A 23,398-nucleotide genomic window follows, 5' to 3' on the forward strand; every position below is an offset into this window, starting at 1 on the left:
GCAGGCTCGGTAAAAATGTGGGAGGGGGCTTGCCCCCGATGGCGGTGGGTTAGTCAGCTTATTGGTCACTGACCCACTGCTATCGGGGGCAAGCCCCCTCCCACATTTGAGTCACATCGCAGTAAGATGCTGGCTTTCTGCGGCCCTCCAACAATAAGCCCTGCCCATGCCCTTCGAACTCAGCGTTGACCTCACCACCCTGGCCATTCTGGCCGTCGTTGCCTTTATCGCCGGTTTTATCGACGCCATCGCCGGCGGCGGCGGGCTGCTGACCACACCGGCCCTGCTCACCGCCGGGATGCCGCCTCACCTGGTACTGGGCACCAACAAACTCAGCTCCACCTTCGGCTCGGCCACCGCCAGTTTCACCTTTTACCGGCGCAAGCTGTTCCACCCGCGCCAATGGGTGCACGCCATCGTCGGTACATTGATCGGCGCGCTGACCGGTGCGGTGGTCGCCCACTACCTGCCCGCCGAAACCCTGAACAAGATGCTGCCGGTGATCGTCTTTGCCTGCGGGGTGTACCTGTTGTTCGGCGGTACGCCAAAGGCGCCGGTGGATGCCGAAGCACCGATCAAGAAGAAATGGCAGGCCACCCAGGGCTTTGGCCTGGGCTTCTACGACGGCGTGGCCGGGCCTGGCACCGGTGCATTCTGGACCGTCAGCACGATGCTGCTGCACCCCATCGACCTGGTGAAGGCCAGCGGCGTCGCGCGCAGCATGAACTTCGTCAGCAACGCGGCGGCGCTGACGGTGTTTATCATCAACGGCTCGGTAGACTGGATCGTCGGGCTGGCGATGGGCGTGTCAGTGATGTGTGGCGCGTTCTTTGGCGCACGCAGCGCAATCAGCGGCGGCGCCAAATTCATTCGCCCGGTGTTTATCACCGTGGTGCTGGGCCTGACCGTACGCCTAGCCTGGCAGCACTGGTTCAGCGTGGCCTAAGCGGCGGGCCACGTAAAGGTCGATCAGGTAACGCGCAATCGAACGTGACGCCGGCAACGGCGGCAGTTCGTGGATGTTGAACCACTGCGCATCCTCGATCTCGTCGGCCTGGGGCACGATGTCGCCACCGGCGTACTCGGCGTGGAAACCCAGCATCATCGAATGGGGGAACGGCCAGCACTGGCTGCCCATGTACTGGATATTCTTCACTTCTATCTGCACTTCCTCGCGCACTTCGCGGATCAGGCAGTCTTCGGCCGATTCGCCGGGTTCGGCAAAGCCGGCCAAGGTGCTGTAGACCCCTGTGACGAAACGTGGCGAGCGCGCCAGCAGGATCTCGTCGCCACGGGTCACCAGCACGATCATGCTCGGCGAAATCCGTGGGTAGCTGCGCAGGTCGCAAGGCGCGCAGTACATCGCCCGCTCCCGTGGGACCTGAACCATGGCCTGGCCGCAACTGCCGCAGAAGCGATGCTCCCGCGCCCAGGTGCCGATCTGGGCGGCGTAACCCAGCACTCTGTAGAGAGTGTGATCACCCTGGAGCATGAAACCGCGCAGCCCCTGCCAACTGCACCCTGGCACATCGGCAGCACTGTCGAGTTCCAGCAAGTACACCGGTTCACCATCGAGGTGGCCGATGCCGTGTTCAGCGAACACCGGCAGGTCCTGGCGTTTAAGCCACTCCCGAGGGAACAGAGGGCCATTGGCGTCATGCAAAAAGCCCTCACGGCTGCGGGCGACGGCCCAGCCACCGACGGCGTCGTTATCCAGCAGCGTTGTGGTAATCCAGCCTGGGGTCATATCAGTCAATCCACGAATTCAGGTTTCTGCTTGCTCATATGGGCCGCGATGGCCACGCGCAAGTCGTTGGATTGCAACATAGCCGAGTTCCAGGTGGCAACGTATTCCAGGCCGTCATTGACTGTGTGGTCACGCATGTAGCTGATCATGGCTTTGGTGCCGGTCACGGCGATTGGCGACTTGGCGGCGATTTCATGGGCGATTTCCATAACGCCGGCCAGCAGGCTGTCCTGATCGGCATACACGCGATTGACCAGGCCGAGGCTGCGCGCTTCTTCGGCACCGAACTGGCGACCGGTGTAGGCCAACTCACGCAACATGCCGTCGCCGATGATGCGCGGCAGGCGTTGCAAAGTGCCTACGTCAGCAGCCATGCCGATGTCGATTTCCTTGATCGAGAACTGCGCACCTTCGGCCGCGTAGCGCATGTCGCAGGCGCTGATCAGGTCAATGGCCCCGCCAATGCAGTAGCCCTGGATCGCCGCGAGTACCGGCTTGCGGCAATGGTCGACCGCGTTGAACGAGGCTTGCAACTCGAGGATCTTGCGCCGTAACAGGCGCGCATTGCGCCCCACGTCCTTGCTGAACTCGTTGGCTATCGAGGCCAGCATCATCAAGTCGATACCCGAAGAGAAATGCTTGCCCGCACCACTGAGCACCACGGCGCGCACGGCATCGGTGTCGTCGATCCATTGGAAGATGTCGATGATTTCGGTCCAGAACGCCGCGTTCATGGCGTTGATCTTTTCCGGGCGATTGATCTGCACATGGGCAACGTTGCCGCTCAGTTCGACGACGAAGGCTTGGTATTCGGACATGGCAGTGATCCCTGACTGGCGATTGAGAAAGGCCAGACTATATCAAGGGTGCGCCACGGCGCATCGGCCAAAAGCGGGACTGGCCACGGTGAGGGAAAAGACGCTGGATAAAACCCGGTGCACACGCCATCCTTTGCGCTTTAAGCCGCCCCTGTCAGCGGCGCTCGACGTTTTAAGGATATGCCATGCACGCCCAACCCCTCTCTCCCGCCGATTTCGACTTCATTGACGCCACCTTGCTCAAATACGGTGAAGACCACTCGGTGCTGAACATGGCCGAACTCGACGGTTATTTCACCGCCCTGGTTTCCAGCCCGGCCAAGGTGGACGTGGCCGAGTGGTTCCCGGCGATCTGGGGTGGGCAAAACCCTGAATGGGACAACATGGGCGAGGCCCAGGATTTTCTCGCACTGTGTGTACGCCATATGAATACCCTGGCCGCTCAATTGGCCACCGACTCCCAGGCATTCAAAGCCCGTTTCGATGAAACCGAATATCAAGACCAGGCGGTGACGCTGGCTGAAGAATGGTGTTTTGGTTATGTGCGGGGTGTGACGATCGGCAACTGGCCGCCATTGCCCGCCGAACAAGCCGGGCAACTGGAAAAAATCACCGGGTGCGCCGAGCAGGACAATTTCGAACTGCCGGCGGACCTGGATATAAACGCCCATCAACAGCAGGTCAGCGAAATCGAACCGGCTGCACGGGCGCTGCATGACTACTGGTTGAGCCAGCGTTAAGCCGGGCTTGCTGGCCCCGTCCCACATTTGAATCGGAGCACATCCCAGAAAAATCACGCAGATCACTTGCTCACTCGACAAGCATGGCGTGTTTGCCTGATTATTCGGGTCCGCACGTCGGCCACTCCACGCCACCTCGCCTTGACCAGGAGCCTTGTACCTTGAGTTCGCAAAAAACCGTGACCGTTACACCGCCCAACTTTCCTCTCAATGGCAAGGTCGCGCCCCCCGGTTCCAAATCCATCACCAACCGCGCCCTGTTGCTGGCGGCATTGGCCAAGGGCACCAGCCGTTTGAGCGGTGCGTTGAAAAGCGATGACACTCGCCACATGTCGGTCGCCCTGCGTCAGATGGGTGTGAGTATCGATGAGCCAGACGACACCACGTTCGTCGTCACCAGCCAAGGCTCGCTGCAATTGCCTGCCCAACCACTGTTCCTCGGTAACGCCGGGACTGCCATGCGCTTTCTCACCGCCGCCGTGGCCACCGTGCAAGGCAGCGTGGTGCTGGACGGCGATGAATACATGCAAAAGCGCCCGATTGGCCCGCTGCTGACCGCCCTCGGCCAAAACGGAATTCAGGTCGACAGCCCCACTGGCTGCCCGCCCGTGACCGTGCATGGCACAGGCAAGGTACAAGCCAGGCGCTTCGAGATCGATGGCGGCTTGTCCAGCCAGTATGTATCGGCCCTGCTGATGCTCGCGGCCTGTGGTGAGGCGCCGATTGAAGTGGCGTTGACCGGCAAAGACATCGGCGCCCGTGGCTACGTAGACCTGACCCTCGATTGCATGCGCGCCTTTGGCGCCCAGGTTGAAGCCGTGGACGACACCACCTGGCGCGTCGCCCCGACCGGCTACACCGCCCGGGATTACCTGATCGAACCCGACGCCTCGGCCGCTACCTACCTGTGGGCCGCCGAAGTGCTGACCGCTGGCCGTATCGACATCGGTGTCGCAGCCCAGGATTTCACCCAGCCGGACGCCCAGGCCCAGGCCGTGATCGCCCAGTTCCCGAACATGCAAGCCACGGTGGTCGGTTCGCAAATGCAGGACGCCATCCCGACCCTGGCAGTGCTTGCCGCGTTCAACAACACCCCGGTGCGTTTTACTGAACTGGCGAACCTGCGCGTCAAGGAGTGTGACCGTGTACAGGCACTGCACGACGGCCTCAATGAGATCCGCCCGGGCCTGGCGAGCATTGAGGGCGACGATTTGCTGGTGGCGAGCGACCCAGCCCTGGCCGGCACCGCGTGCACGGCGCTGATCGACACCCACGCCGACCACCGCATCGCCATGTGCTTTGCCCTGGCCGGGCTGAAAGTTTCGGGGATTCGCATCCAGGACCCGGACTGCGTGGCCAAGACCTACCCTGAGTACTGGAAAGCCTTGGGCAGCCTGGGCGTTCAATTGACCTACTGACACGCCGATCGTGAAACTTCGCCGGGAGCGTCGATGACCATTCGCCAACCCTGCCCTCCCGGCGCCTGTGTGTGCGAGCGTGAACAACTGCTGGAGGCGCCCGGCGCGGACCTGCGCATCCTCCAGTTGACGCGACAGCAGGAAAAAATCCTGCTCGAACGCCTTGAAAACCTCAAGAGTCTGCAAGACCTTGAACACATGCAGCAGCGGATGTACGAGCAACTGGGCATCCGCGTGCACATTGCGCCTGGGCATACCGAGGTCAAGAGTATGCGCGGGATCCAGATCGTTATCGACGAGCTGCCGGGCATGTGCCGCAAGACGCGTCAATCGATCCCGGCGTCGATCCGCCGCGGCCTGGAAAAACGCCCCGAGATTGCCTACCGCTTGCTCGATGCCCACGACCTGTTTCGCGACACCTGAATCACCCCGCAACCGTCTCGCGCTGGAACATCCCCTGCCCCACAGCTTTGGCCGTGTGCAAATGCGCCTGGGCGCCCCCGCTCTCCGAATCCAGCAGCAGCTTGGACGTCAGCACCTGCGCCCCGCAGTAATCAAAGATGCCGTAATCGATCTGGGTGTGCATGGCCTTGGCATAGCCGTGCCGATCGAAAGCGCTTTCATCCGCGCCCCCGAGAGCCAGCAGGTGCACCTGCAAGTGGCGCAGTTTTTTCACGACGGGTGTGTCGGGGCCATAATCAATCGCCCAGCCGTTGACGAACACGCGGTCGACCCAGCCTTTGAGCAACGCCGGCATCGACCACCAGTAGATCGGGAAAGCCACCACCAGCGCGTCGGCGCGCTCGATACGCGCCTGTTCGGCCAGCACATCGGCCGGCGGAGTTGCATGAGCGCGGTGCACCTGATGGTCGGCGGCGGTGTAGCGTGGGTCGAACCCTTCGGCAGCAAGGTCGGCGATTTCGAAGGTGTGGCCGGCGGCGGTCAAACCGGCGCCTACCTGAGCCGCGACGCTATGGGTGAGCGATTTCCGGTCGTGATGAGCAACTACGATCAAGGCGTGCATGACTTTAACTCCTGACAGGATTAAGCTACGTTTAGTAAGTTACGCCCCTTAAGTTACTTTTGGTATATAAACATGTCAAGCAGTGAATCCCCTGCCCCACGTCGGCGCTTGTCCCGTGAAGATCGCCAGCGCCAATTACTCGATGTGGCGTGGCAATTGGTGCGCGAGGAAGGCACCGACGCCCTGACCCTGGGCCGCCTGGCGGAGCTGGCAGGTGTGACCAAGCCGGTGGTCTACGACCACTTCACCACGCGTGCGGGATTGCTGGCGGCGTTGTATGCCGATTTCGATGCGCGCCAGGACCAGGTCTTTACCGAGGCCATCGACACCAGTAAGGCGACGCTAGAGGACCGGGCATGGGTGATCGCGTCGGCGTATGTCGATTGCGTACTGTTGCAGGGCCGGGAAATCCCCGGAGTGATTGCCGCGCTGAGCGGCTCGCCGGAGCTGGCGGTGCTCAAGCGCGAATATGAGGCGATCTTCCTGGAAAAGTGCTCCAACGCACTGTCACCGTTCGCCTCGGGCGGCGGTGTTTCCAAGGCCGGCTTGCGCGCTATGCTCGGTGCGGCGGAAGCCCTGTCTCATGCGGCAGCCAATGGCGAGATCAGCCGTGAGGAGGCCCAGCAGGAATTGCTGGCGACCATCCTGGGGATGGTCCAGCGGGTCAAATCGTAGGAAAACGCTGCTGGATGTACAGCTGCACCTTGCGCGTCAACTGATCCAGATGCCGGTCACGCTGTTTTTCAGCGTCGACCATGGCGCGCTTGCCGTGCTTTTGCAGCAGGTAGGTATGAATCTGGCGCACTTCCAGCGAACGATAGATAGCTGCCACATCCAGCACCCCCATCAAGCCATCGGTGCCGTAGTCCCGGGTGTTCATCAGAACTTGAGTGCCACGTGCGCCGCGCACCTGAAACCCCATGGCCTCGAATACCGGGACCTTCTCCACCGCACAGGCCAGTTCGGCGTGGGGATAGCGTGCCAGCACATCGCTCAGCATTTGCTTCGCCACGCCCTGGCGACGAAAGCCGGCCTGCACCGCCATAAAGGCAATGCCGCAGGCTTGAGGGTCGTCCTTGACCGGCAGATACAGGCAAAAACCGATAACGGTTTCGTCCTGCATCGCCACGACCAGCTCGACGGCGATGCCCTTCTCGCCATTCAACGCCTCAAGGTACAAATGCACCTCAAACCCGATGGCGTACTGGTAGATGTTGTAGAGCAAGTTGCTTGGCGCCAGCGCGACACTGCTGATGTCGGTGAGGTTATCCACCACCATCTGCAGGATCTGGCTATTGACCGATTCGGGGCACGGCGTGGTGTAGCGGGTAAGGCTGAACATGCAAATTCCTGGAGTTTCGCGTCAAGGCAGCGGCGATTGTACCTGTTGCGGGCCGCTCATGGCCCGCACCCGATGGTGGCGGCCTCGGCCATTCACTCCACCGATGGCGTGGTGGTGTTCGCCCTCTGCGATCGGGGCGCAAAACACTCGGCATTCAAGAATTGAAGAAAAAAGTTCGGACCAACGGGTGCATGGATGCACCTGGATCGCGCATCATGGGCACTTTCAAGCTCAAGGGTAACGTCCATGCGCGTTCTGTCATTGATGATGGGTCTTACGACGCTGGCCGCCACTACGGTGTTCTGCGCCAGCGCGATGGCGAATGAAGAAAGTCAGCTAATCCAACAGATCAACCAATACCGCAGCCAGGTGCAACGCTGCGGTGACCAGGGTTCCCAGGAACTGCCACCGCTGACCAGCGACACACGGCTGGTGCTGCCGGCCTCCAATGTCGGCGACTTGCAGCAGTCGCTGGCGCGGGCTGCGTACCCTATGGTCAACGTGCAGGCCATCAGCCTGTCCGGGCCCAAGGATGCCGACGCCGCCATGAAAGCAGTGCGCGAAAGCTTCTGCCGGGTGGTACTGGACCCGCAATATGTCGACATCGGCGTCAGCAACAGCGGCCAGGATTGGCGCATCGTGCTGGCCCGCCCGCTGTTGACCAGTGGCCTGGGCGACTGGCAGACCGAAGGCAAGCAACTGCTGAACCTGGTCAACGCCGCGCGCGCCGAACCACACCAATGCGGCACCCAGGCGTTCAGCGCGACCACGCCGCTGTCGTGGAACGACACCCTGGCCAGCGCGGCCAACAGCCACACGCGCAACATGGCCAACGGCAACTTCTTCGACCACCTGGACCACGACGGTCGTACTCCCGGTGACCGCGCCGAACTGGCCGGGTATATCGCGAAGAACATCGGCGAAAACATCGCCGCCGGCCTCGATACCCCTCGCAAGGTCGTGGACGGTTGGCTCGCCAGCCCCGGCCATTGCGCCAACCTGATGAACCCGCAATTTCGCGAATTGGGCGCGGCCTACGCGATGGACCCCAAGAGCGATGCGGGCATCTATTGGACAGGTGTATTCGCCGCTCAATAACCTGGATATTCACGCTGAACTGGTAGCAGTCATTCAGGTCTGTTGCTTGGCAACCTGACGTTTCAGGCAATAGTCGAACCGCGGCAGATAAGGTGTTGACCCCATGATGAATTGGCTGCAAGGCAGCAGCGACATGGCCGAACGGGTCCGCCAGCATGATTGGGCCAGTACGCCCCTCGGGCCGCTGGAGCAGTGGCCCGATGTATTGAAGACCACCGTCGCGCTGTGCTTCGCTTCCAGGTTTCCCCAGGCCATCGTTTGGGGGCCTGAGTTGATTACGCTCTACAACGATGCCTTCCGGCCGATCCTGGGCAACAAGCCGGAGGCATTGGGGCGCCCTTTCAGCGAGGTGTGGCACGAGGCCTGGAGCGAGATAAGCCCCATCGCCAGCGCGGCGTTCGACGGGCATGCCACCTATATTGAAAACTTCCCGCTGATGCTCAAGCGCAATGGTGCGCCGGAACAGGCGTATTTCACTTTTTGCTACAGCCCTATCCGCGACTCCCGAGGCAACGTGGTGGGCATGCTCGATACGGTGACCGAGACCACCTCCACCGTATTCCTCGCCCGTCGCCTGGCGGTGCTGGATGCCATCGGCAACGCCGTGGCCAGCGCCACCGACGCCGAAGCCATCATGACATCGACCACCCAGTTGCTGGCGCAACACCTGCAAGTGTCGATTTGCGCCTATGCCGATATGGATGAGGATGAAGATGGCTTCACTATCCGTGGCGACTGGGCGGCGCAGGGCTCACCCAGCATCATCGGCCACTACAGCCTGGCGGCGTTCGGCGAACGCGCGGTGAGTGCTCTGCGTGCCGGTCAGCCCCTGGTGATCCGCAATAACCTGATCGAACTGCCCGCCGATGAGTCGGCAACCTTCCAGGCGCTGGGCGTCACGGCTACCATCTGCGTGCCGCTGATCAAGGATGGACGCCTCACGGCGTTGATGGCCGTGCATGACAAACAGCCCCGCTACTGGTCGCCCTACGATCTGGCGTTGCTGGGTGAAGTAACCGAACGGTCCTGGGCGCACATCGAACGCGTGCGCGCCGATGCCGCCGTACGCGAGGGCCTGGCGGCCTACACCGAACTCAACGCCACGCTGGAGCAGCGCGTGGAAGAGCGCACCCTCGCGCTGGCCCAGGCCGAGGCCGCGCTGCGCCAGTCACAGAAGCTTGAAGCCATCGGCCAACTGACCGGCGGCGTCGCCCATGACTTCAACAACCTGCTGACCATCATTCGCTCGTCCGTGGACTTCCTGCGCCAACCGAACTTGTCGCAAGAGCGTCGCCAGCGCTACATGAGCGCCGTCTCCGACACCGTGGAGCGGGCCAGTAAACTCACCAGCCAATTGCTTGCCTTCGCCCGTCGCCAGCCGTTGAACCCGCAGGTATTGGATGTCAGCCAGCGGGTACGCAACATCGGCGAGATGCTTGAAAGTGTCACCGGCGCCCGCATTCATGTACAGGTGCAGTTGCCCGATCAGCCGTGCTACGCACGCATTGACCCCAGCCAGCTCGAAACCGCGCTGCTCAACATCGCACTCAATGCTCGCGACGCAATGGACGGCCAGGGCACCCTGACCCTCAAGGTCGCCACACAGCAAGCGCTGCCGCGCATCCGCGGTGACGCCGAGTCACGCCTGCCGTACATCAGCATCTCTCTGACCGACACCGGCACCGGTATTGCCGGCGATACCATCGACCGTATCTTCGAGCCGTTCTTCACCACCAAGGCCGTTGGCAAAGGCACCGGACTCGGCCTGTCGCAAGTCTTCGGCTTTGCCAAACAATCGGGCGGCAACATCGATGTGGCAAGTACCCTCGGCCAGGGCACTGTGTTCACCTTGTATTTGCCCCAAGTGGAAGGCGAACCCGCCCCGCAGCAGGACGAACAGGAGCAACTTGCACCGCCGCAGGAGGCTGCCCAACGGCATGTGCTGATCGTGGAAGACAACCTGGAAGTGGGACGTTTCGCCAGCCAGATCCTCAAGGACCTGGGCTACAAGACCACCTGGGCGACCAACGCCGAGCAGGCACTCGCCCTCGCTGGCGACGACGCCCGAGCTTTCGACGCGATTTTTTCGGATGTGGTGATGCCGGGGATGACCGGCGTTGCAATGGCCAGACTGCTGCGTGAGCGGCGTCTGGACCTGCCGGTGGTACTCGTCTCGGGCTACAGCGAAGAGCTGGCGGACAGCGGTTATGAGGGGTTTGAGTTCCTCGCCAAACCCTACTCCGCCGAACAGGTCGCCAGGGCGCTGGTGAGGGCGATGTCCAGGGATCAGACCGTTACAGCCACCTGATCACGACCTTGAGCCTTAGCGGTGCAGGTCTTCAAACCCGTCGCGCTCATCGGTTTGGGCCGCGCGGGTTGAAAGACGGTGTGTACGCTCCATTTGCCGACTCAGGCGGAAGGCTTTTTCCAGCGCATCGGACAGTTTGCAGGTGGCCGTCACCACAAAGGACGAAAACACCAGCACTGCCAGGGCCACACCCACTTGCATCGGTGCCGGCTGGAACAACAGCCACAGCGTACAGGGCAACAGCACCAACGCCATCGAACTCAGGGTCATGTAGCGATAGGCCGAGTAGCAGGACACCGCACTGACTGACATCCCTACGGTAAAGAGCATCACCAGTACCTGGGACACACGGTCATCAACCGGCATCACCGCCAGCGCCCCACCTCCCCAGATGCCCGCCGACAACATCAGCGTGATCCAGTAACGCCGCTCCCAACGCTTTGGGGTGCGCTCGCTGTCGGGGCAACGAAACCACTGCACGAACATGTGCAGGCGCAGCAGTGACGAGCAACCCAGCAGCACCAGCCATACCAGAATGATTCGATGATCGAAGCGATCCCAGCACAGCCAGCAGAGCATGGCGGCCCCCAGATAACTACCGAAGACGGCCGAGAACGACTGGCGAAACAGTTGGTGCAACCGGTCGGTTCGCACTTGCTGCTCGATGATGGGATCCTGATCTTGCCCATGCCCAAAGCTGTTCATGCAATGCGCCTGTGTCGATTGCGACGGCAAAGGCGCCATTGTGGCACCCTGCCAGTATCGGGAACAACTGCATCCGCCAATCCAGCGCCCTTACAGCTCCTGCGGACGCAGAATCAACACGCCCAACGGCGGCAGGTTCAACGACAGCGACACCGGTTGCCCATGACGCGGCTCATCCTGGGTGAACACCTCTCCCCCATTGCCAAAGTTGGAACCGGCGTAAGTGTCCGCATCACTGTTGATCACCTCACTCCAACGCCCGCCGTACGGCACCCCAACCGCATAGCCTTCACGCGGCACCGGGGTAAAGTTAGCAACCACCAGCACCGGCCGGCCGTCCTTGCTCCAGCGCAGCCAGGCGTAAACACTGTTGATCGCATCATCGCCAATCAGCCACTGGAAGCCTTGGGGAGCATCATCCTGTTCATGCAGCGCCGGCTCCTCGCGGTACAGGCGGTTCAAGTCGCCCACCAGCTTCTGCACCCCACGGTGCTCAGGGTATTGCAGCAGATACCAGTCCAGTTGCTGGTCGTGGTTCCATTCGCGCCACTGGCCAAATTCGCAGCCCATGAACAACAGCTTCTTGCCCGGGTGCATCCACATGAAACTCAGATAGGCGCGCAGGTTGGCAAACTTCTGCCAGCGATCTCCCGGCATCTTGTCGATCAGCGAGTGCTTGCCGTGCACCACTTCATCGTGTGAGATCGGCAAGATAAACCGCTCGGACCACGCATATACCAGGCCGAAGCTCAGCTCGTTGTGATGATGGGCGCGGTACACCGGGTCTTGCTGGATGTAATGCAGCGAGTCATGCATCCAGCCCATGTTCCACTTGTAATTGAACCCCAGGCCACCTTGTTGGGTAGGCTGGCTGACCCCCGGCCACGCCGTCGATTCCTCGGCGATCACCAGCGCGCCGGGCGCTTCAAGGGCGACCACGTCGTTCAAATGCCGCAGAAAATCGATGGCTTCCAGGTTCTCGCGCCCGCCATGGCGGTTGGGCACCCACTCGCCGGCCTTGCGCGAATAATCGCGGTACAACATCGAGGCCACCGCATCCACCCGTAGCCCATCCACATGAAAATGCTTGAGCCAGTGCAGGGCCGAGGCCAGCATGAAGCCGTGCACTTCCGTACGGCCCAGGTTGTAGATCAGCGTGTCCCAGTCCTGGTGAAAGCCTTCCAGCGGGTTGGCATACTCGTACAGCGCTGTGCCGTCGAACTGCGCCAGGCCGTGGGTATCGGTGGGGAAATGCGCCGGCACCCAATCGAGGATCACGCCGATATCCGCCTGGTGGCAGGCATTGACGAACCAGGCGAAATCCTCGGGCGATCCAAAGCGTGCACTCGGGGCGAATTGCGACAAAGCCTGATAGCCCCACGAACCACCAAAGGGGTGCTCCATGATCGGCATCAGCTCGATATGGGTGAAGCCCAGTTGCTGCACGTAGGGGATCAAGCGCTCCGCCAGTTCACGCCAGCCGTATTGACGGGCGACCTCGCCGGCCTCGTCCAGTTCGCACTGCCAGGAGCCCACGTGCAGCTCGTAGATCGACAAGGGCGCCGTGGATTTCTGCTTGTCACCCCGGGCTTGCATCCAATCATGGTCTTGCCAGTCCACCTGCAACGGTACGGCGACCTTGGAGGCCGTGTCGGGCGGCAGTTGAGTGGCCAGCGCCACCGGGTCGGCCTTGAGCGGCAGGATCCCATGAGCCCCGAGGATTTCGTATTTGTAGGCAGCGCCCGGCTGCAAACGCGGGATAAAAATCTCCCACACACCGGAGGGGTGACGCAGGCGCATCGGATGGCGGCGACCGTCCCAGATATTGAAATCGCCCACTACCGAAACCCGCCGCGCATTCGGTGCCCACACCGCAAAGCGCACACCTTGCACGCCATCGACACTGGTCACCTGGGCCCCCAGGCAACTGCCCAGGTCGCGGTGATTGCCTTCGGCAAACAGGTAAAGGTCCATTTCCCCCAACAGCAATTGACTGAAGCTGTAGGGGTCTTCGGTAATCTGTTCACCGCCCGCCCACTGGATTTTCAGCAGGTACGGCTGGCGCGTGCTGAATTGCCCGACAAACAAGCCTGGCACTTGGGTTGCATCGAGGCTGCCCAGCACTTCACCGCCATCCCGGCTGAGTACCTGAACGCTGAGCGCCTCGGGCAGAAAGGCGCGAATAAACTGCCCGCCCTGCTCGTCGTCATGCGGGCCCAGGATCGAGAACGGATCCGGGTGTTCGGCGCGCACCAGCGCTTCGACGTCCTTGGACGCCGGCAATGCAGTCAACTTGGGCTGCAGCGGTTCTTTATGTGTAAAACTCATGACGTCTCCCCACCGCGTACAGGTTTCGATTTAGGTGTAAGCCCGCTCAGCAAGCCATGCAGCCCTTGCAAGGGCACCGGCAACCAGGTCGGGCGATTTTCCGCTTCGTAGGCCACTTCGTACGCGGCCTTTTCCAGGCTGAACAACGTCAGCGCTGCGTCCTGGCCGTTGGCATCCTGCCAATCATGCGCCAGTGTAGACGTCGCCGTCTGATAAGCCTGAGTAAATGCCTCGCGGGCTTCACTCAGATAGCGATCGGTGACGCGCTTGCGCGCAGTGTTGGCTTGCGGTGTCTGATCCACTGCTTGCACATTCAGGGCCATGGCCGCCGCGTAGTCAAAGGAGCGCAGCACCCCGCTCACATCTTTATAGGGGCTGTGCTTGCCGCGCCGCTCATGCAACGGCCGCGCAGGTTCGCCTTCAAAGTCGATCAGGTACGCATCGCCCTTGACCACCAGCACCTGGCCCAGGTGCAAGTCACCGTGGACACGAATCCGCAGCCCGCCGACCGTGGCCTTCGCCAATGCCTGGACATGCCCGGCGATGGCTTTTTTGTGTACCAGTAACTCACTGACCAACGCCTGGTCAGCGGGGTTCAACTGGCTTTGATGAAGCTTGAGCAATTGCAGCGCACGCTCGATCTGCGCGCCGACATCCTTGGCCCAGGCCTGAGTATCCTTGGCGGTGGTGATTTGCGGTTTGAAGTCCTTGTCATCCGTTGGCGCACCCAGCACCCCATGCATTTCCCCCAGGCGCTGGCCGAGCGCCGCGGCGAAATCCGCCAGTTCGCCAAGGGCGTTGTAGTGCTGCTCCTGTTCAGAAATAGCCTCGGCCAACTCGTCACGGATCGCCCGCTCCAGGTTGTTCTGGGTCCAGCTCCAGGCATCGCCCTGGTTGCTCAGGTAGCCCTGGGCAATCATCAGCAGGTTGTCCTGCCCCTGCGCGTCGCGGCGGCTCATAAAGCCCAGCAAAGGCGAGATATTCGGGTAGCCGGCGGCCGTCAGGTAGGCGCTCATTTCCAGCTCCGGGTGTACCCCGGCGCTGACTTTGCGAATCAGCTTGAGCACCAGGCTTTCGCCCACCACCACCGAACTGTTGGACTGCTCGGCAGACAAGTAACGCACCGGCGATTCGTGAGTCAGTTGCAGCCCGGCCAGGTGCCCGGTCGCCTCAAACCGCAGATCGCCCTCACTGGAGTTGAGCACGGTCCCTGCCTGCATGGCCTGGATGACTTCACGGATGAAAGGCTCAAGGCTGAAGGCATCGGTCACCAACCCTACTTGGCGGGTACGTCGCACCCGGGCCAGGGCCAATTGCTGGGGCAAGGCGCTGCTCACCTGATCTTCGCCGAGAAAGCCCAACGGCAGTTGATAACGGCTGACCTGACCACCACTGCTGACCTCGATTTCACTGAGCAATACCGGGTGCTGTGGGTCGCCAAACCGTACGCCGTAAGTGATGCGCACGCTGTCGATCGCCGTGTCTTTGCCGGCAAACCAGCGACGTTTGGGCAACCAGGCTGGCAATGAGGCTTGTTCCAGGCTGGTGCGGCAAGGCTCTTCGAGTAATTCTTCCATGCGTTTTTTCAGTACCAGAGTGGTGAAGTCGGGCATGCTCTGCGCCGGTTCCACATGCCAGCTTGGCATCTGGTTTTCCGTCGCCAGCACAAACCAATAAAAGCCATAGGGCGCCAGGGTCAGCAGGAAATTCAGCTGGCCAATCGGTGGAAAGGCATTACCGCCGAGCATCTCCACCGGCACCATGCCGGCGAAGGCAGACAAGTCCAGCTCCGCTGCCTGGGCGCTGCGCGACACATTGGCCACGCACAGGATGATTTCGGTGTGGCCGTCTTCCCCTGTGTATTCACGGGTGTAAGCCAGGATGCGCCGATTGGTCGGCGAGAGCATTTTCAGGCTGCCACGGCCAAAGGCCTTGGACTGCTTGCGCACCGCGAGCATGCGCCGGGTCCAGTTCAGCAACGAATGCGGGTCCTGGGCCTGGGTCTCGACGTTGACCGATTGATAACCGTATTGCGGGTCCATGATCGGCGGCAACACCAGGCTGGCCGGGTTGGCACGGGAGAAGCCGCCATTGCGGTCGATAGACCACTGCATCGGCGTACGCACACCGTCGCGGTCGCCCAGGTAGATGTTGTCACCCATGCCGATCTCATCGCCATAATACAAAGTCGGTGTGCCCGGCATCGACAACAACAGGCTGTTGAGCAACTCGACACGGCGACGATCACGCTCCATCAGCGGCGCCAGGCGGCGACGAATACCCAGGTTGATTCGGGCGCGGCGGTCTGCGGCATAGTAGTTCCACAGGTAGTCACGCTCCTTGTCGGTGACCATCTCCAGGGTCAGCTCATCATGGTTGCGCAGGAAGATCGCCCATTGGCAATTGGCGGGAATCTCCGGGGTCTGGCGCAGAATATCGGTGATGGGAAAGCGGTCTTCCTGGGCCAACGCCATGTACATGCGCGGCATCAGCGGGAAGTGGAAGGCCATATGGCATTCATCGCCGTCATCGCCTTTGCGCTCACCGAAATACAGCTGCGTGTCTTCGGGCCATTGGTTAGCTTCGGCCAGCAGCATTCGGTCGGGATAATGGGCATCGATTTCGGCGCGAATTTGCTTGAGGACGTCGTGGGTTTCAGCCAGGTTTTCGTTGTTGGTACCGTCGCGTTCGATCAGGTAGGGAATGGCGTCCAGACGCAGGCCGTCAATGCCCAGGTCCAGCCAATAGCGCATCACCGACAGAACGGCCTTCATGACCTGCGGGTTATCGAAGTTTAGGTCGGGCTGGTGGGAGTAGAAGCGGTGCCAGAAGTACTGGCCGGCGACCGGGTCCCAGGTCCAGTTGGATTTTTCGGTATCGAGAAAAATGATGCGCGTGCCGTCGTACTTCTGGTCATCGTCCGACCACACGTAAAAGTCCCGCGCCGCCGAGCCAGGCTTGGCCTTGCGCGCACGCTGGAACCAGGGGTGCTGGTCGGAGGTGTGGTTGATCACCAGCTCCGTGATCACCCGCAGCCCGCGTTTATGCGCCTCAGCGATGAAGCGTTTGGCATCGGCCATGGTCCCGTAGTCGCTGTGCACGCCACGGTATTCGGCGATATCGTAGCCATCATCGCGGCGTGGCGAGGGGTAGAACGGCAGCAGCCAGATGGTGTTCACGCCCAGGTCGGCAATGTAGTCGAGCTTGGCAATCAGCCCGGGGAAGTCACCGATGCCATCATTGTTGGAGTCAAAGTAGGATTTGACGTGAACCTGGTAAATCACCGCATCCTTGTACCAGAGCGGGTCTTTGATGAAGGTGGCTGTCTTGGGTTTCTTCGCCATCGGGAACTCCTGAAAACACTAAAGTTCTGCAGACGGAATGCGATCCAGTGTGGGAGCTGGCTTGCCTGCGATAACGGCCTGTCAGTACCTGAAATGGTGGCTGACAAATCGCTATCGCAGGCGAGCCAGCTCCCACAGGGGATCTCCATCAGCCTGGGGAATGGGTGATGCGCCAGATTCCAAAGGGCATCTGCGGTTCAAGCCGTGTCCATTGGGTCTTGCCGTACCAGGTCCAACGGTGGCCGTTCATCAAGTCTTCACCCTGGGTCTGGGCGTCATCCGGCAGGCCCAGCTCCCACAGCGGTAGTTCAAAATGGGCTTCCTGAGCGTTAAAGGGGTCGAGGTTGACCGCCACCAGGATGAAGTTGGTGCCATCTTCGCTGCGCTTGCCGAAATACAGGATGTTGTCGTTCCAGGCGTTGTAGAGCTTGAGGCCCAGGTGTGTGTGCAGGGCCGGGTTCTGCCGACGGATACGGTTGAGTTGGGCGATCTCGGCAATGATGTTGCCGGGGGCAGTGAAGTCCCGCGGGCGGATTTCGTACTTCTCCGAATCCAGGTATTCCTCCTTGCCCGGCACTGGCGCGGCTTCGCACAGTTCAAAGCCCGAATACATGCCCCACAGGCCCGAACCCATGGTCGCCAGCGCGGCACGGATCAAGAAGCCAGGGCGTCCGGACTGGTGCAAAAAGCCTGGGTTGATATCCGGAGTATTGACGAAGAAGTTCGGTCGGTAGCATTCGCGCCACGGCGACTGGTTCAATTGGGTCAGGTACTCGCTCAACTCGGCCTTGGTATTGCGCCAGGTGAAGTAGGTGTAGCTCTGGGAATAGCCGATCTTGCCCAGGCGCGCCATCATCGCTGGAGTGGTAAAGGCTTCGGCGAGGAAGATCACCTCAGGGTATTTGGACCTGACATCACTGATCAGCCATTGCCAGAATGGCAGCGGCTTGGTGTGGGGGTTATCGACGCGAAAGGTCTTCACGCCCTCTTCCACCCAACCCACCACAATATCGCGTAGCTCTGTCCATAAGCCCGGAATCGCATCCGCCGCATAGAAATCGACGTTAACGATGTCCTGATACTTTTTCGGCGGGTTCTCTGCGTATTTAATCGTGCCATCGGGGCGCCAGTTGAACCAGCCAGGGTGCTGTTCAAGCCACGGATGGTCCTGGGAGCATTGGATGGCAAAGTCCAGCGCAATTTCCAGGCCGTGGTCGGCAGCGGCTTTGACCAGGCGACGGAAATCCTCACGACTGCCCAGTTGCGGGTGAATCGCCTCGTGCCCGCCCTCCTCGCTGCCGATGGCATAGGGGCTGCCCGGATCATCGGGGCCGGCGGTGAGTGAGTTGTTCTTGCCCTTTCGGTGGCTGCGGCCGATGGGATGGATCGGCGGGAAGTACAGCACGTCAAAGCCCATGTCGTGGATCATCGACAAGCGCGAGTGCACGTCGTTGAATGTACCGTGGCGGGCCGGATCGTCGGTGATCGAACGGGGAAACAGCTCATACCAACTGGCGAACTGCGCCGCCTCACGCTCTACGTCAATCGGGTAGGCCGGGCTGATGCTCAGATAAGCGCGATGATCGGCCTGGGCCATCAGATGTGCACTGTCTTCGTGCAGAAACAACGCCACCTGCTCGGTTTCCAGCAGGCCCGACAATTCGTGGTGCAGCAACATCAAGCGGTCACGCAATTCGTTGTCACTGCGCTCGGCGGCCTGCAACACCAGGCTGCGGCCTTCCTGCAACTCAAGGCTGACCGGCACCCCGGCCTCGTGTTTCTTGCGCAGTTCATAGCAGAAGCTGGCGAAGGTATCGATCCATGCCTCGATGCAGTATTCATGCTGGCCGAGGTGGGCGACGGTGAACGCGCCCTCCCAGCCATTGTTACCGACATCGGTCATGACCACGCTGTGCCAGCTTTCATCCTCCAGCGCATGCCAGCGGATCAGCACCGCCAGTTTGTCGTGGCCATCGGCGAACACTTTACTGGTGACATTGACGCGCTGGCCGACCACGGCCTTGACGGCAAATTCCCCCTTGTCGATCACCGGCATGGTGCTTTCGATAGCGATCCTGGGTAACAACAGCGCTTGCGACAACGGCAGTGCGCAGCCCTCTGGAGCCAGTATTTCAGCAGTCATCGAGCATCTTCCCCTTACGCCCCGTGGACGCTCTTTGCTTGATCCGAATTCAAGTACGGCGACGCTCTCCCTGAGCAGGGCCGTTTAAAGTCCGAGCCTGGGCGCGCGGCAAAAGTTCAGGTGGATATGTGGCCGCCGGGCGGGGAATCAATTCCCCAAGGCAATGGTCCACCCATAGAGCCAAGCACAAAGGAGGCCACACTGATGAATATCCCAATACCCCCTGAGCCCGAAGATCCGAATATCGATGCCCCGCCCTTGCCGCCTTCGGAGCCGACGCCGGCGCCAAAGCAGGAACCCCCTGAAGATGAGCCACCCGCAGCGCAAGAACCGCCCACGACCACGCCGCCGGTTATCGTCTGAGTCACAATGATGGAGGTTCGCTCGGGAGGGGCCAGGCTGTTCTTCAGCTCGAGCGAGCCGCAAAAAAACGAACTCTCCTACAGACACTGGGAACAAGCCTGAATGCTCGCGTGACTGCGGGTTTATATATTTACCTCGCACTCAACCCATCTTCCGATGGGAAGTTCTGATCCTATCGCGAGGACACCATGTCGACTATCAACCCTCAGCACCTTTCCGGCACGCAGCCATCGCCACCTGGAGACTCCAGCGGCGCCCACGCTCAGGGCCGGCCAACACAGCAGCAGGTGGATGCGTTGCTCAACGCTGGCCCGAACTGGTCCGTTACGCCCAAGGCACCGGACCGTGCACAGCAATCGCCTGACACGCGTTCCAATCAGACCTCTCCTGAGCAACACGCAGACGCGACGAAACGCGTGAGCGATACTCATACACTATTGACCCCGGAAACAATCAACGCGCTACAGGGCAATCCGGACTCTGCCCAATCTCGTGCAATCAAGTCCGAACTCGAATGGATTTTTCAGCCAGAAAACAGGCGCGCAGCGTTACGTGGGCCCGACGCCAAGGCAAACCGCAAAAAATTTGAAGAGATGAGCGTCGTGCTCAATGCCGGTGCCAGGAACCTGAACTCAGCCAAGCATAAAACAACAGAAGAGGTAATGAATAAATTCGCCTTTAAAAATATCGAGGCCCTGCTCGGGGCATTTGACGGCGACGCCTCGAGCTCTTTTGGCCGTCTCGATAACTCACTCGCTGAGTTAGCCAAAATCAAACAACATTATTCCAGGATGGACTCGACCTATAAAACCTTAAGCAATACCTGCGATTCGCTGGCCAAGGAAAAACTCGACGCGTCGCAAGCCGATGCCACGCCACCGCCAGCGGCCTCCGACACTGGCCACGACAGCCCTGCAACGTACAGCTTCCGCTCTGTCAGCGAATCCACACTCGAGTCTCCTCAAGAGATCCGGAATTTCAAATCCCAAGACAAATTGAACCTGACCGGCATTCAGAAACAGTTGAACGCCTCGCTGCGATGGGTTGAACGCACCCCGGAGTCGAACGGGGAGATACAGATTCAATATTCGCCCAATAACAAAGTCAGCGTGGTAGTCATTGCTGACGCTCCAGGCAAGCCATCCTTTGTACTGAAGGTGTTTGGTGAGGTGCGCCAAAGCAACATCATGACCTGATGGCTGGGTATCACTTTTCCACTAACTTGACGATTCTCGGCATGATGCTGAACACCGCCAGCGCCAGCAACGTACTGAGTACCGCCGTCGATTCACGCCCCATGCCCGCCGCCACCCCGATGGCGGCGGTCATCCACAACCCGGCAGCCGTGGTCAGGCCCTTCACATGCTGGCCTTCTTCATCTTCCTTGCCCTTGAGGATAGTGCCGGCGCCAAGGAAGCCGATGCCCGCAATCACCCCCTGAACCACCCGGCTCATGGCGTCTGCCTGGTTGCCGGACATCTGCGGCACCAGCACGAACAGCGCCGCGCCAAGCGCCACCAGCATATGGGTGCGCACGCCCGCCGCCTTGCCCTTGTGTTCACGCTCAAAACCCAGGATGCCACCCAGGATCGCAGCGATCAGCAGGCGCACAGTCACTTGAGTGAGTTGCCGGGCATCGGCGATGTCGGCGAACTCGGCTTGCAGGGTTTGCCACACTTGTTGCCACCAGACGTCCATGGATGCGCTCCTTTTATTATGAGTAAAGAATAGACCGCACAGACCGCCAGTCAGTTGCCCGGAACCCGTGCGCATGGCAGTCGCCTAACGCTGCACAGTTCACAAAACGGAGATCGTCATGACCGTACGCATCGAAAATCATCTGTGCTACTTCACGCTCGACGAAAACGGCCAGGAACAAAGCCTGCCCGCCACCCGAGTGACCATCCTTACCGATCACGACAAAGCCATGTCTTATCTGGAATTGGCGGGTTCTCGCATCTACATCACCGAAGCCGAGGCGGACGCCCTGACGGTTGAAGGCGCCACCGATGGCCGTCAGCATGTGAAGGCCGACGAACCGGGTTCGGTGATTTAATTGATCTGCGTCAGCCCCTGCGATCGATCGCTGCACCTTATTGACGCTGGGGTGCAGCACATTGACGCAGACGGATACATCCAGCCCATCTGATCCGCTTTATATCGCCCTAGCTGAGTCTGTTATGCAAACAGCCCGTCGCCCATAGTGCATTGGCCTGATGGAGGCTGATGAGCGAACGACCATGAGCGAACGAATCCCAACCGTGGAAACCTTTGAGCCCATACACCCAAAGAAGGTGAAGGCCAAATCCAGCGATAACCTGATCCATACCCGCAGCTTTACCGGCCTGTTCCGCACCTTGCGTGTCAGCGGAGCGGCTTTGCTGTTCCTGGCCTTTTTCGGCACCGTTTGGCTGAACTGGGGTGGGCGCCAGGCCGTGCTGTGGGACCTGGCGCACAGCAAGTTCCACATTTTCGGCGCCACCTTCTGGCCGCAGGACTTTATCCTGCTCTCGGCGCTGCTGATCATCTGTGCCTTCGGCCTGTTTGCGATCACGGTGTTTGCCGGCCGCGTCTGGTGCGGCTATACCTGCCCGCAAAGCTCGTTCACGTGGCTGTTCATGTGGTGTGAAAAGATCACCGAGGGCGAGCGCAACCAGCGTATCAAGCTGCAGGCGGCCCCGTGGAGCCTGAACAAACTCGCGCGACGCTCAGCCAAACATACGCTGTGGCTGGGCATCAGCGTGCTGACCGGGCTGACCTTTGTCGGCTACTTCACGCCCATCCGTCCTCTCGCCGTCGAACTGCTGACCTGGCAAATCGGCGGGGTGAGCCTGTTCTGGGTGCTGTTTTTCACCGGCGCTACCTACATCAATGCCGGCTGGTTACGCGAAGCGGTGTGCATGCATATGTGCCCGTATGCGCGATTCCAAAGCGTGATGTTTGATAAAGACACCCTGACCATTTCCTACAATACCGCCCGCGGCGAACGCCGTGGCCCGCGCAAACGCGAAGTGCAGCCAGCCGATGCAGGGCTCGGTGATTGCATTGATTGCCAGCTGTGCGTGCAGGTGTGCCCTACCGGCATCGATATCCGCGACGGCCTGCAAATGGAATGTATCGGCTGCGCGGCCTGCATTGATGCCTGCGACTCGATCATGGACAAAATGGGCTATGCCCGTGGTTTGGTGAGCTACACCAGTGAACACCAACTGCAGGGTGGCAAGACTCATCTGCTCAGGCCGCGCCTGATCGGCTACAGTGCCGTACTGCTGGTAATGATTGCCGCGTTGGTGGTGGCCTTGATTGAACGGCCGATGGTGTCGCTGGATGTCACCAAGGACCGCGGCATGTTTCGCGAAAACAGCCAGGGTTTGATCGAGAACATCTACAGCCTCAAGGTCATCAACAAGACCCAGCAACGCCAGGACTATCGGGTGGAGCTGGTGGATGCCGATGGGTTCCAGTTGCAGGGCAAGACCCGGCTCAGCCTCGCGCCCGGAGAAATCGTCGATATACCGGTGTCAGTGGCACTGCTGGCCGATAAGCCGGCGAGCAGCTCGCAGAGCCTGCGCTTCAAGGTGACAGATGTGGATGAGCCCTGGATCTACAGCGCGGCGGACAGTCGCTTCGTCGCACCGTTGAACCGCTGACAATCCGCCAATGTGGGAGGGGGCTTGCTCCAGGTAGCCGTAAGCCAGTTAAACCTGTATTGACTGACACACCCTGATCGGGGCATGGGTATTTACATAACTTTGCAGCTGCCGCACACCCCGTAACTACGATGCGAAGCGAGCCGCTCTTGATCTTGATCTGCTTTTGATCTTAAGCGCCCCGTCAAACCACGCTGTCGGATTACGGGTACACCGAGCCTGAGCGAGGTGCCGAGTGGTGGGGCAAGAGCGTTTTGCTTACTTTGCCGCTTTTGCAAAGCGAGCCGCCGTCAGGGCGGAACCCTAAGTGGCCGTTACCGCAGCAATGGATATGTACTCGGTATAACTGGGTCGGCTGCCTGGCCGCCTT

19 protein-coding genes and 1 pseudogene are annotated in these 23,398 nt (G+C 60.5%); 11 read left to right on the forward strand and 9 right to left on the reverse strand.

Annotated features, from left to right (window positions below):
• Positions 1 to 166 precede the first annotated feature (166 nt).
• Complete coding sequence (locus IH404_RS15740) at positions 167 to 946, forward strand: TSUP family transporter (protein ID WP_005788530.1); 780 nt, start codon at positions 167 to 169, stop codon at positions 944 to 946.
• Here the strand turns inward: IH404_RS15740 and nudC are convergent.
• A complete protein-coding gene (gene nudC, locus IH404_RS15745; protein WP_005788532.1) occupies positions 914 to 1,747 on the reverse strand; it encodes an NAD(+) diphosphatase in 834 nt (277 codons plus the stop codon). The genes IH404_RS15740 and nudC overlap by 33 nt on opposite strands.
• Positions 1,748 to 1,752: 5 nt before the next feature.
• The gene (locus IH404_RS15750; RefSeq protein WP_005788534.1) at positions 1,753 to 2,565 is read right to left on the reverse strand and encodes a crotonase/enoyl-CoA hydratase family protein; all 813 of its coding nucleotides are present in this window, start codon (positions 2,563 to 2,565) and stop codon (positions 1,753 to 1,755) included.
• Between the two features lie 185 nt (positions 2,566 to 2,750).
• Between IH404_RS15750 and IH404_RS15755 the strand changes: the two genes are divergently transcribed.
• The 3 genes from IH404_RS15755 to IH404_RS15765 all read left to right on the forward strand — a co-directional run bounded on the left by IH404_RS15755 (position 2,751) and on the right by IH404_RS15765 (position 5,146).
• Positions 2,751 to 3,305 carry a UPF0149 family protein gene (locus IH404_RS15755; RefSeq protein WP_005788536.1) on the forward strand — a complete coding sequence of 185 codons (555 nt, stop codon included), beginning with the start codon at positions 2,751 to 2,753 and terminating at the stop codon, positions 3,303 to 3,305.
• A gap of 161 nt (positions 3,306 to 3,466) precedes the next feature.
• Entirely contained in the window at positions 3,467 to 4,723 is a 1,257-nt protein-coding gene (locus IH404_RS15760; protein ID WP_194438370.1) for a 3-phosphoshikimate 1-carboxyvinyltransferase, read from the forward strand.
• Positions 4,724 to 4,756: 33 nt separating this feature from the next.
• The gene (locus IH404_RS15765) at positions 4,757 to 5,146 is read left to right on the forward strand and encodes a hypothetical protein (RefSeq protein WP_005788540.1); all 390 of its coding nucleotides are present in this window, start codon (positions 4,757 to 4,759) and stop codon (positions 5,144 to 5,146) included.
• Position 5,147: 1 nt separating this feature from the next.
• On the opposite strand, the gene IH404_RS15770 is transcribed toward IH404_RS15765, so the two are convergent.
• Positions 5,148 to 5,747 carry an NAD(P)H-dependent oxidoreductase gene (locus tag IH404_RS15770; protein ID WP_194438371.1) on the reverse strand — a complete coding sequence of 200 codons (600 nt, stop codon included), beginning with the start codon at positions 5,745 to 5,747 and terminating at the stop codon, positions 5,148 to 5,150.
• Between the two features lie 72 nt (positions 5,748 to 5,819).
• Between IH404_RS15770 and IH404_RS15775 the strand changes: the two genes are divergently transcribed.
• On the forward strand, positions 5,820 to 6,422 hold the full coding sequence (locus IH404_RS15775; protein ID WP_005788542.1) for a TetR/AcrR family transcriptional regulator: 603 nt from the start codon (positions 5,820 to 5,822) through the stop codon (positions 6,420 to 6,422).
• Here the strand turns inward: IH404_RS15775 and IH404_RS15780 are convergent.
• Complete coding sequence (locus IH404_RS15780) at positions 6,412 to 7,089, reverse strand: GNAT family N-acetyltransferase (protein ID WP_194438372.1); 678 nt, start codon at positions 7,087 to 7,089, stop codon at positions 6,412 to 6,414. The two genes, IH404_RS15775 and IH404_RS15780, sit on opposite strands and share 11 nt — an antisense overlap.
• Positions 7,090 to 7,335: 246 nt before the next feature.
• Between IH404_RS15780 and IH404_RS15785 the strand changes: the two genes are divergently transcribed.
• Both IH404_RS15785 and IH404_RS15790 read left to right on the forward strand, forming a co-directional pair.
• A complete protein-coding gene (locus IH404_RS15785) occupies positions 7,336 to 8,187 on the forward strand; it encodes a CAP domain-containing protein (protein ID WP_194438373.1) in 852 nt (283 codons plus the stop codon).
• 103 nt (positions 8,188 to 8,290) lie between these two features.
• On the forward strand, positions 8,291 to 10,495 hold the full coding sequence (locus tag IH404_RS15790; protein ID WP_194438375.1) for a GAF domain-containing protein: 2,205 nt from the start codon (positions 8,291 to 8,293) through the stop codon (positions 10,493 to 10,495).
• A 45-nt stretch (positions 10,496 to 10,540) separates the two neighbouring features.
• Here the strand turns inward: IH404_RS15790 and IH404_RS15795 are convergent.
• The 4 genes and pseudogenes from IH404_RS15795 to IH404_RS15810 form a co-directional block, all read right to left on the reverse strand.
• Positions 10,541 to 11,239 (reverse strand): annotated as a pseudogene (locus tag IH404_RS15795) (GGDEF domain-containing protein); the annotation flags it as partial.
• A 51-nt stretch (positions 11,240 to 11,290) separates the two neighbouring features.
• On the reverse strand, positions 11,291 to 13,528 hold the full coding sequence (gene glgB, locus IH404_RS15800) for a 1,4-alpha-glucan branching protein GlgB (RefSeq protein ID WP_005788551.1): 2,238 nt from the start codon (positions 13,526 to 13,528) through the stop codon (positions 11,291 to 11,293).
• The gene (gene treS / locus IH404_RS15805) at positions 13,525 to 16,872 is read right to left on the reverse strand and encodes a maltose alpha-D-glucosyltransferase (protein WP_194438377.1); all 3,348 of its coding nucleotides are present in this window, start codon (positions 16,870 to 16,872) and stop codon (positions 13,525 to 13,527) included. Before treS ends, glgB begins: the two co-directional genes overlap by 4 nt.
• A 148-nt stretch (positions 16,873 to 17,020) precedes the next feature.
• On the reverse strand, positions 17,021 to 19,015 hold the full coding sequence (locus tag IH404_RS15810) for an alpha-1,4-glucan--maltose-1-phosphate maltosyltransferase (RefSeq protein WP_194438379.1): 1,995 nt from the start codon (positions 19,013 to 19,015) through the stop codon (positions 17,021 to 17,023).
• Between the two features lie 204 nt (positions 19,016 to 19,219).
• Here IH404_RS15810 and IH404_RS15815 point away from each other — a divergent pair, with 204 nt between their 5' ends.
• Positions 19,220 to 19,378 (forward strand): hypothetical protein, encoded by a 159-nt coding sequence (locus IH404_RS15815; RefSeq protein ID WP_164699486.1) that lies wholly within the window; start codon positions 19,220 to 19,222, stop codon positions 19,376 to 19,378.
• 188 nt (positions 19,379 to 19,566) lie between these two features.
• Positions 19,567 to 20,574: a M10 family metallopeptidase C-terminal domain-containing protein gene (locus IH404_RS15820; RefSeq protein WP_194438381.1), complete on the forward strand. Its 1,008-nt coding sequence runs from the start codon at positions 19,567 to 19,569 to the stop codon at positions 20,572 to 20,574.
• A 10-nt stretch (positions 20,575 to 20,584) separates the two neighbouring features.
• Here the strand turns inward: IH404_RS15820 and IH404_RS15825 are convergent, their stop codons facing one another.
• Entirely contained in the window at positions 20,585 to 21,076 is a 492-nt protein-coding gene (locus tag IH404_RS15825; RefSeq protein WP_005788557.1) for an MgtC/SapB family protein, read from the reverse strand.
• A gap of 118 nt (positions 21,077 to 21,194) precedes the next feature.
• Here IH404_RS15825 and IH404_RS15830 point away from each other — a divergent pair, with 118 nt between their 5' ends.
• Positions 21,195 to 21,434 (forward strand): DUF3203 family protein, encoded by a 240-nt coding sequence (locus tag IH404_RS15830; protein WP_005788559.1) that lies wholly within the window; start codon positions 21,195 to 21,197, stop codon positions 21,432 to 21,434.
• 184 nt (positions 21,435 to 21,618) lie between these two features.
• On the forward strand, positions 21,619 to 23,028 hold the full coding sequence (ccoG, locus tag IH404_RS15835) for a cytochrome c oxidase accessory protein CcoG (protein ID WP_005788560.1): 1,410 nt from the start codon (positions 21,619 to 21,621) through the stop codon (positions 23,026 to 23,028).
• The last annotated feature ends 370 nt before the right edge of the window (positions 23,029 to 23,398 follow it).

Origin of the sequence: Pseudomonas sp. OST1909 (assembly GCF_015277575.1) — a bacterium.
GTDB lineage: Bacteria > Pseudomonadota > Gammaproteobacteria > Pseudomonadales > Pseudomonadaceae > Aquipseudomonas > Aquipseudomonas synxantha_A.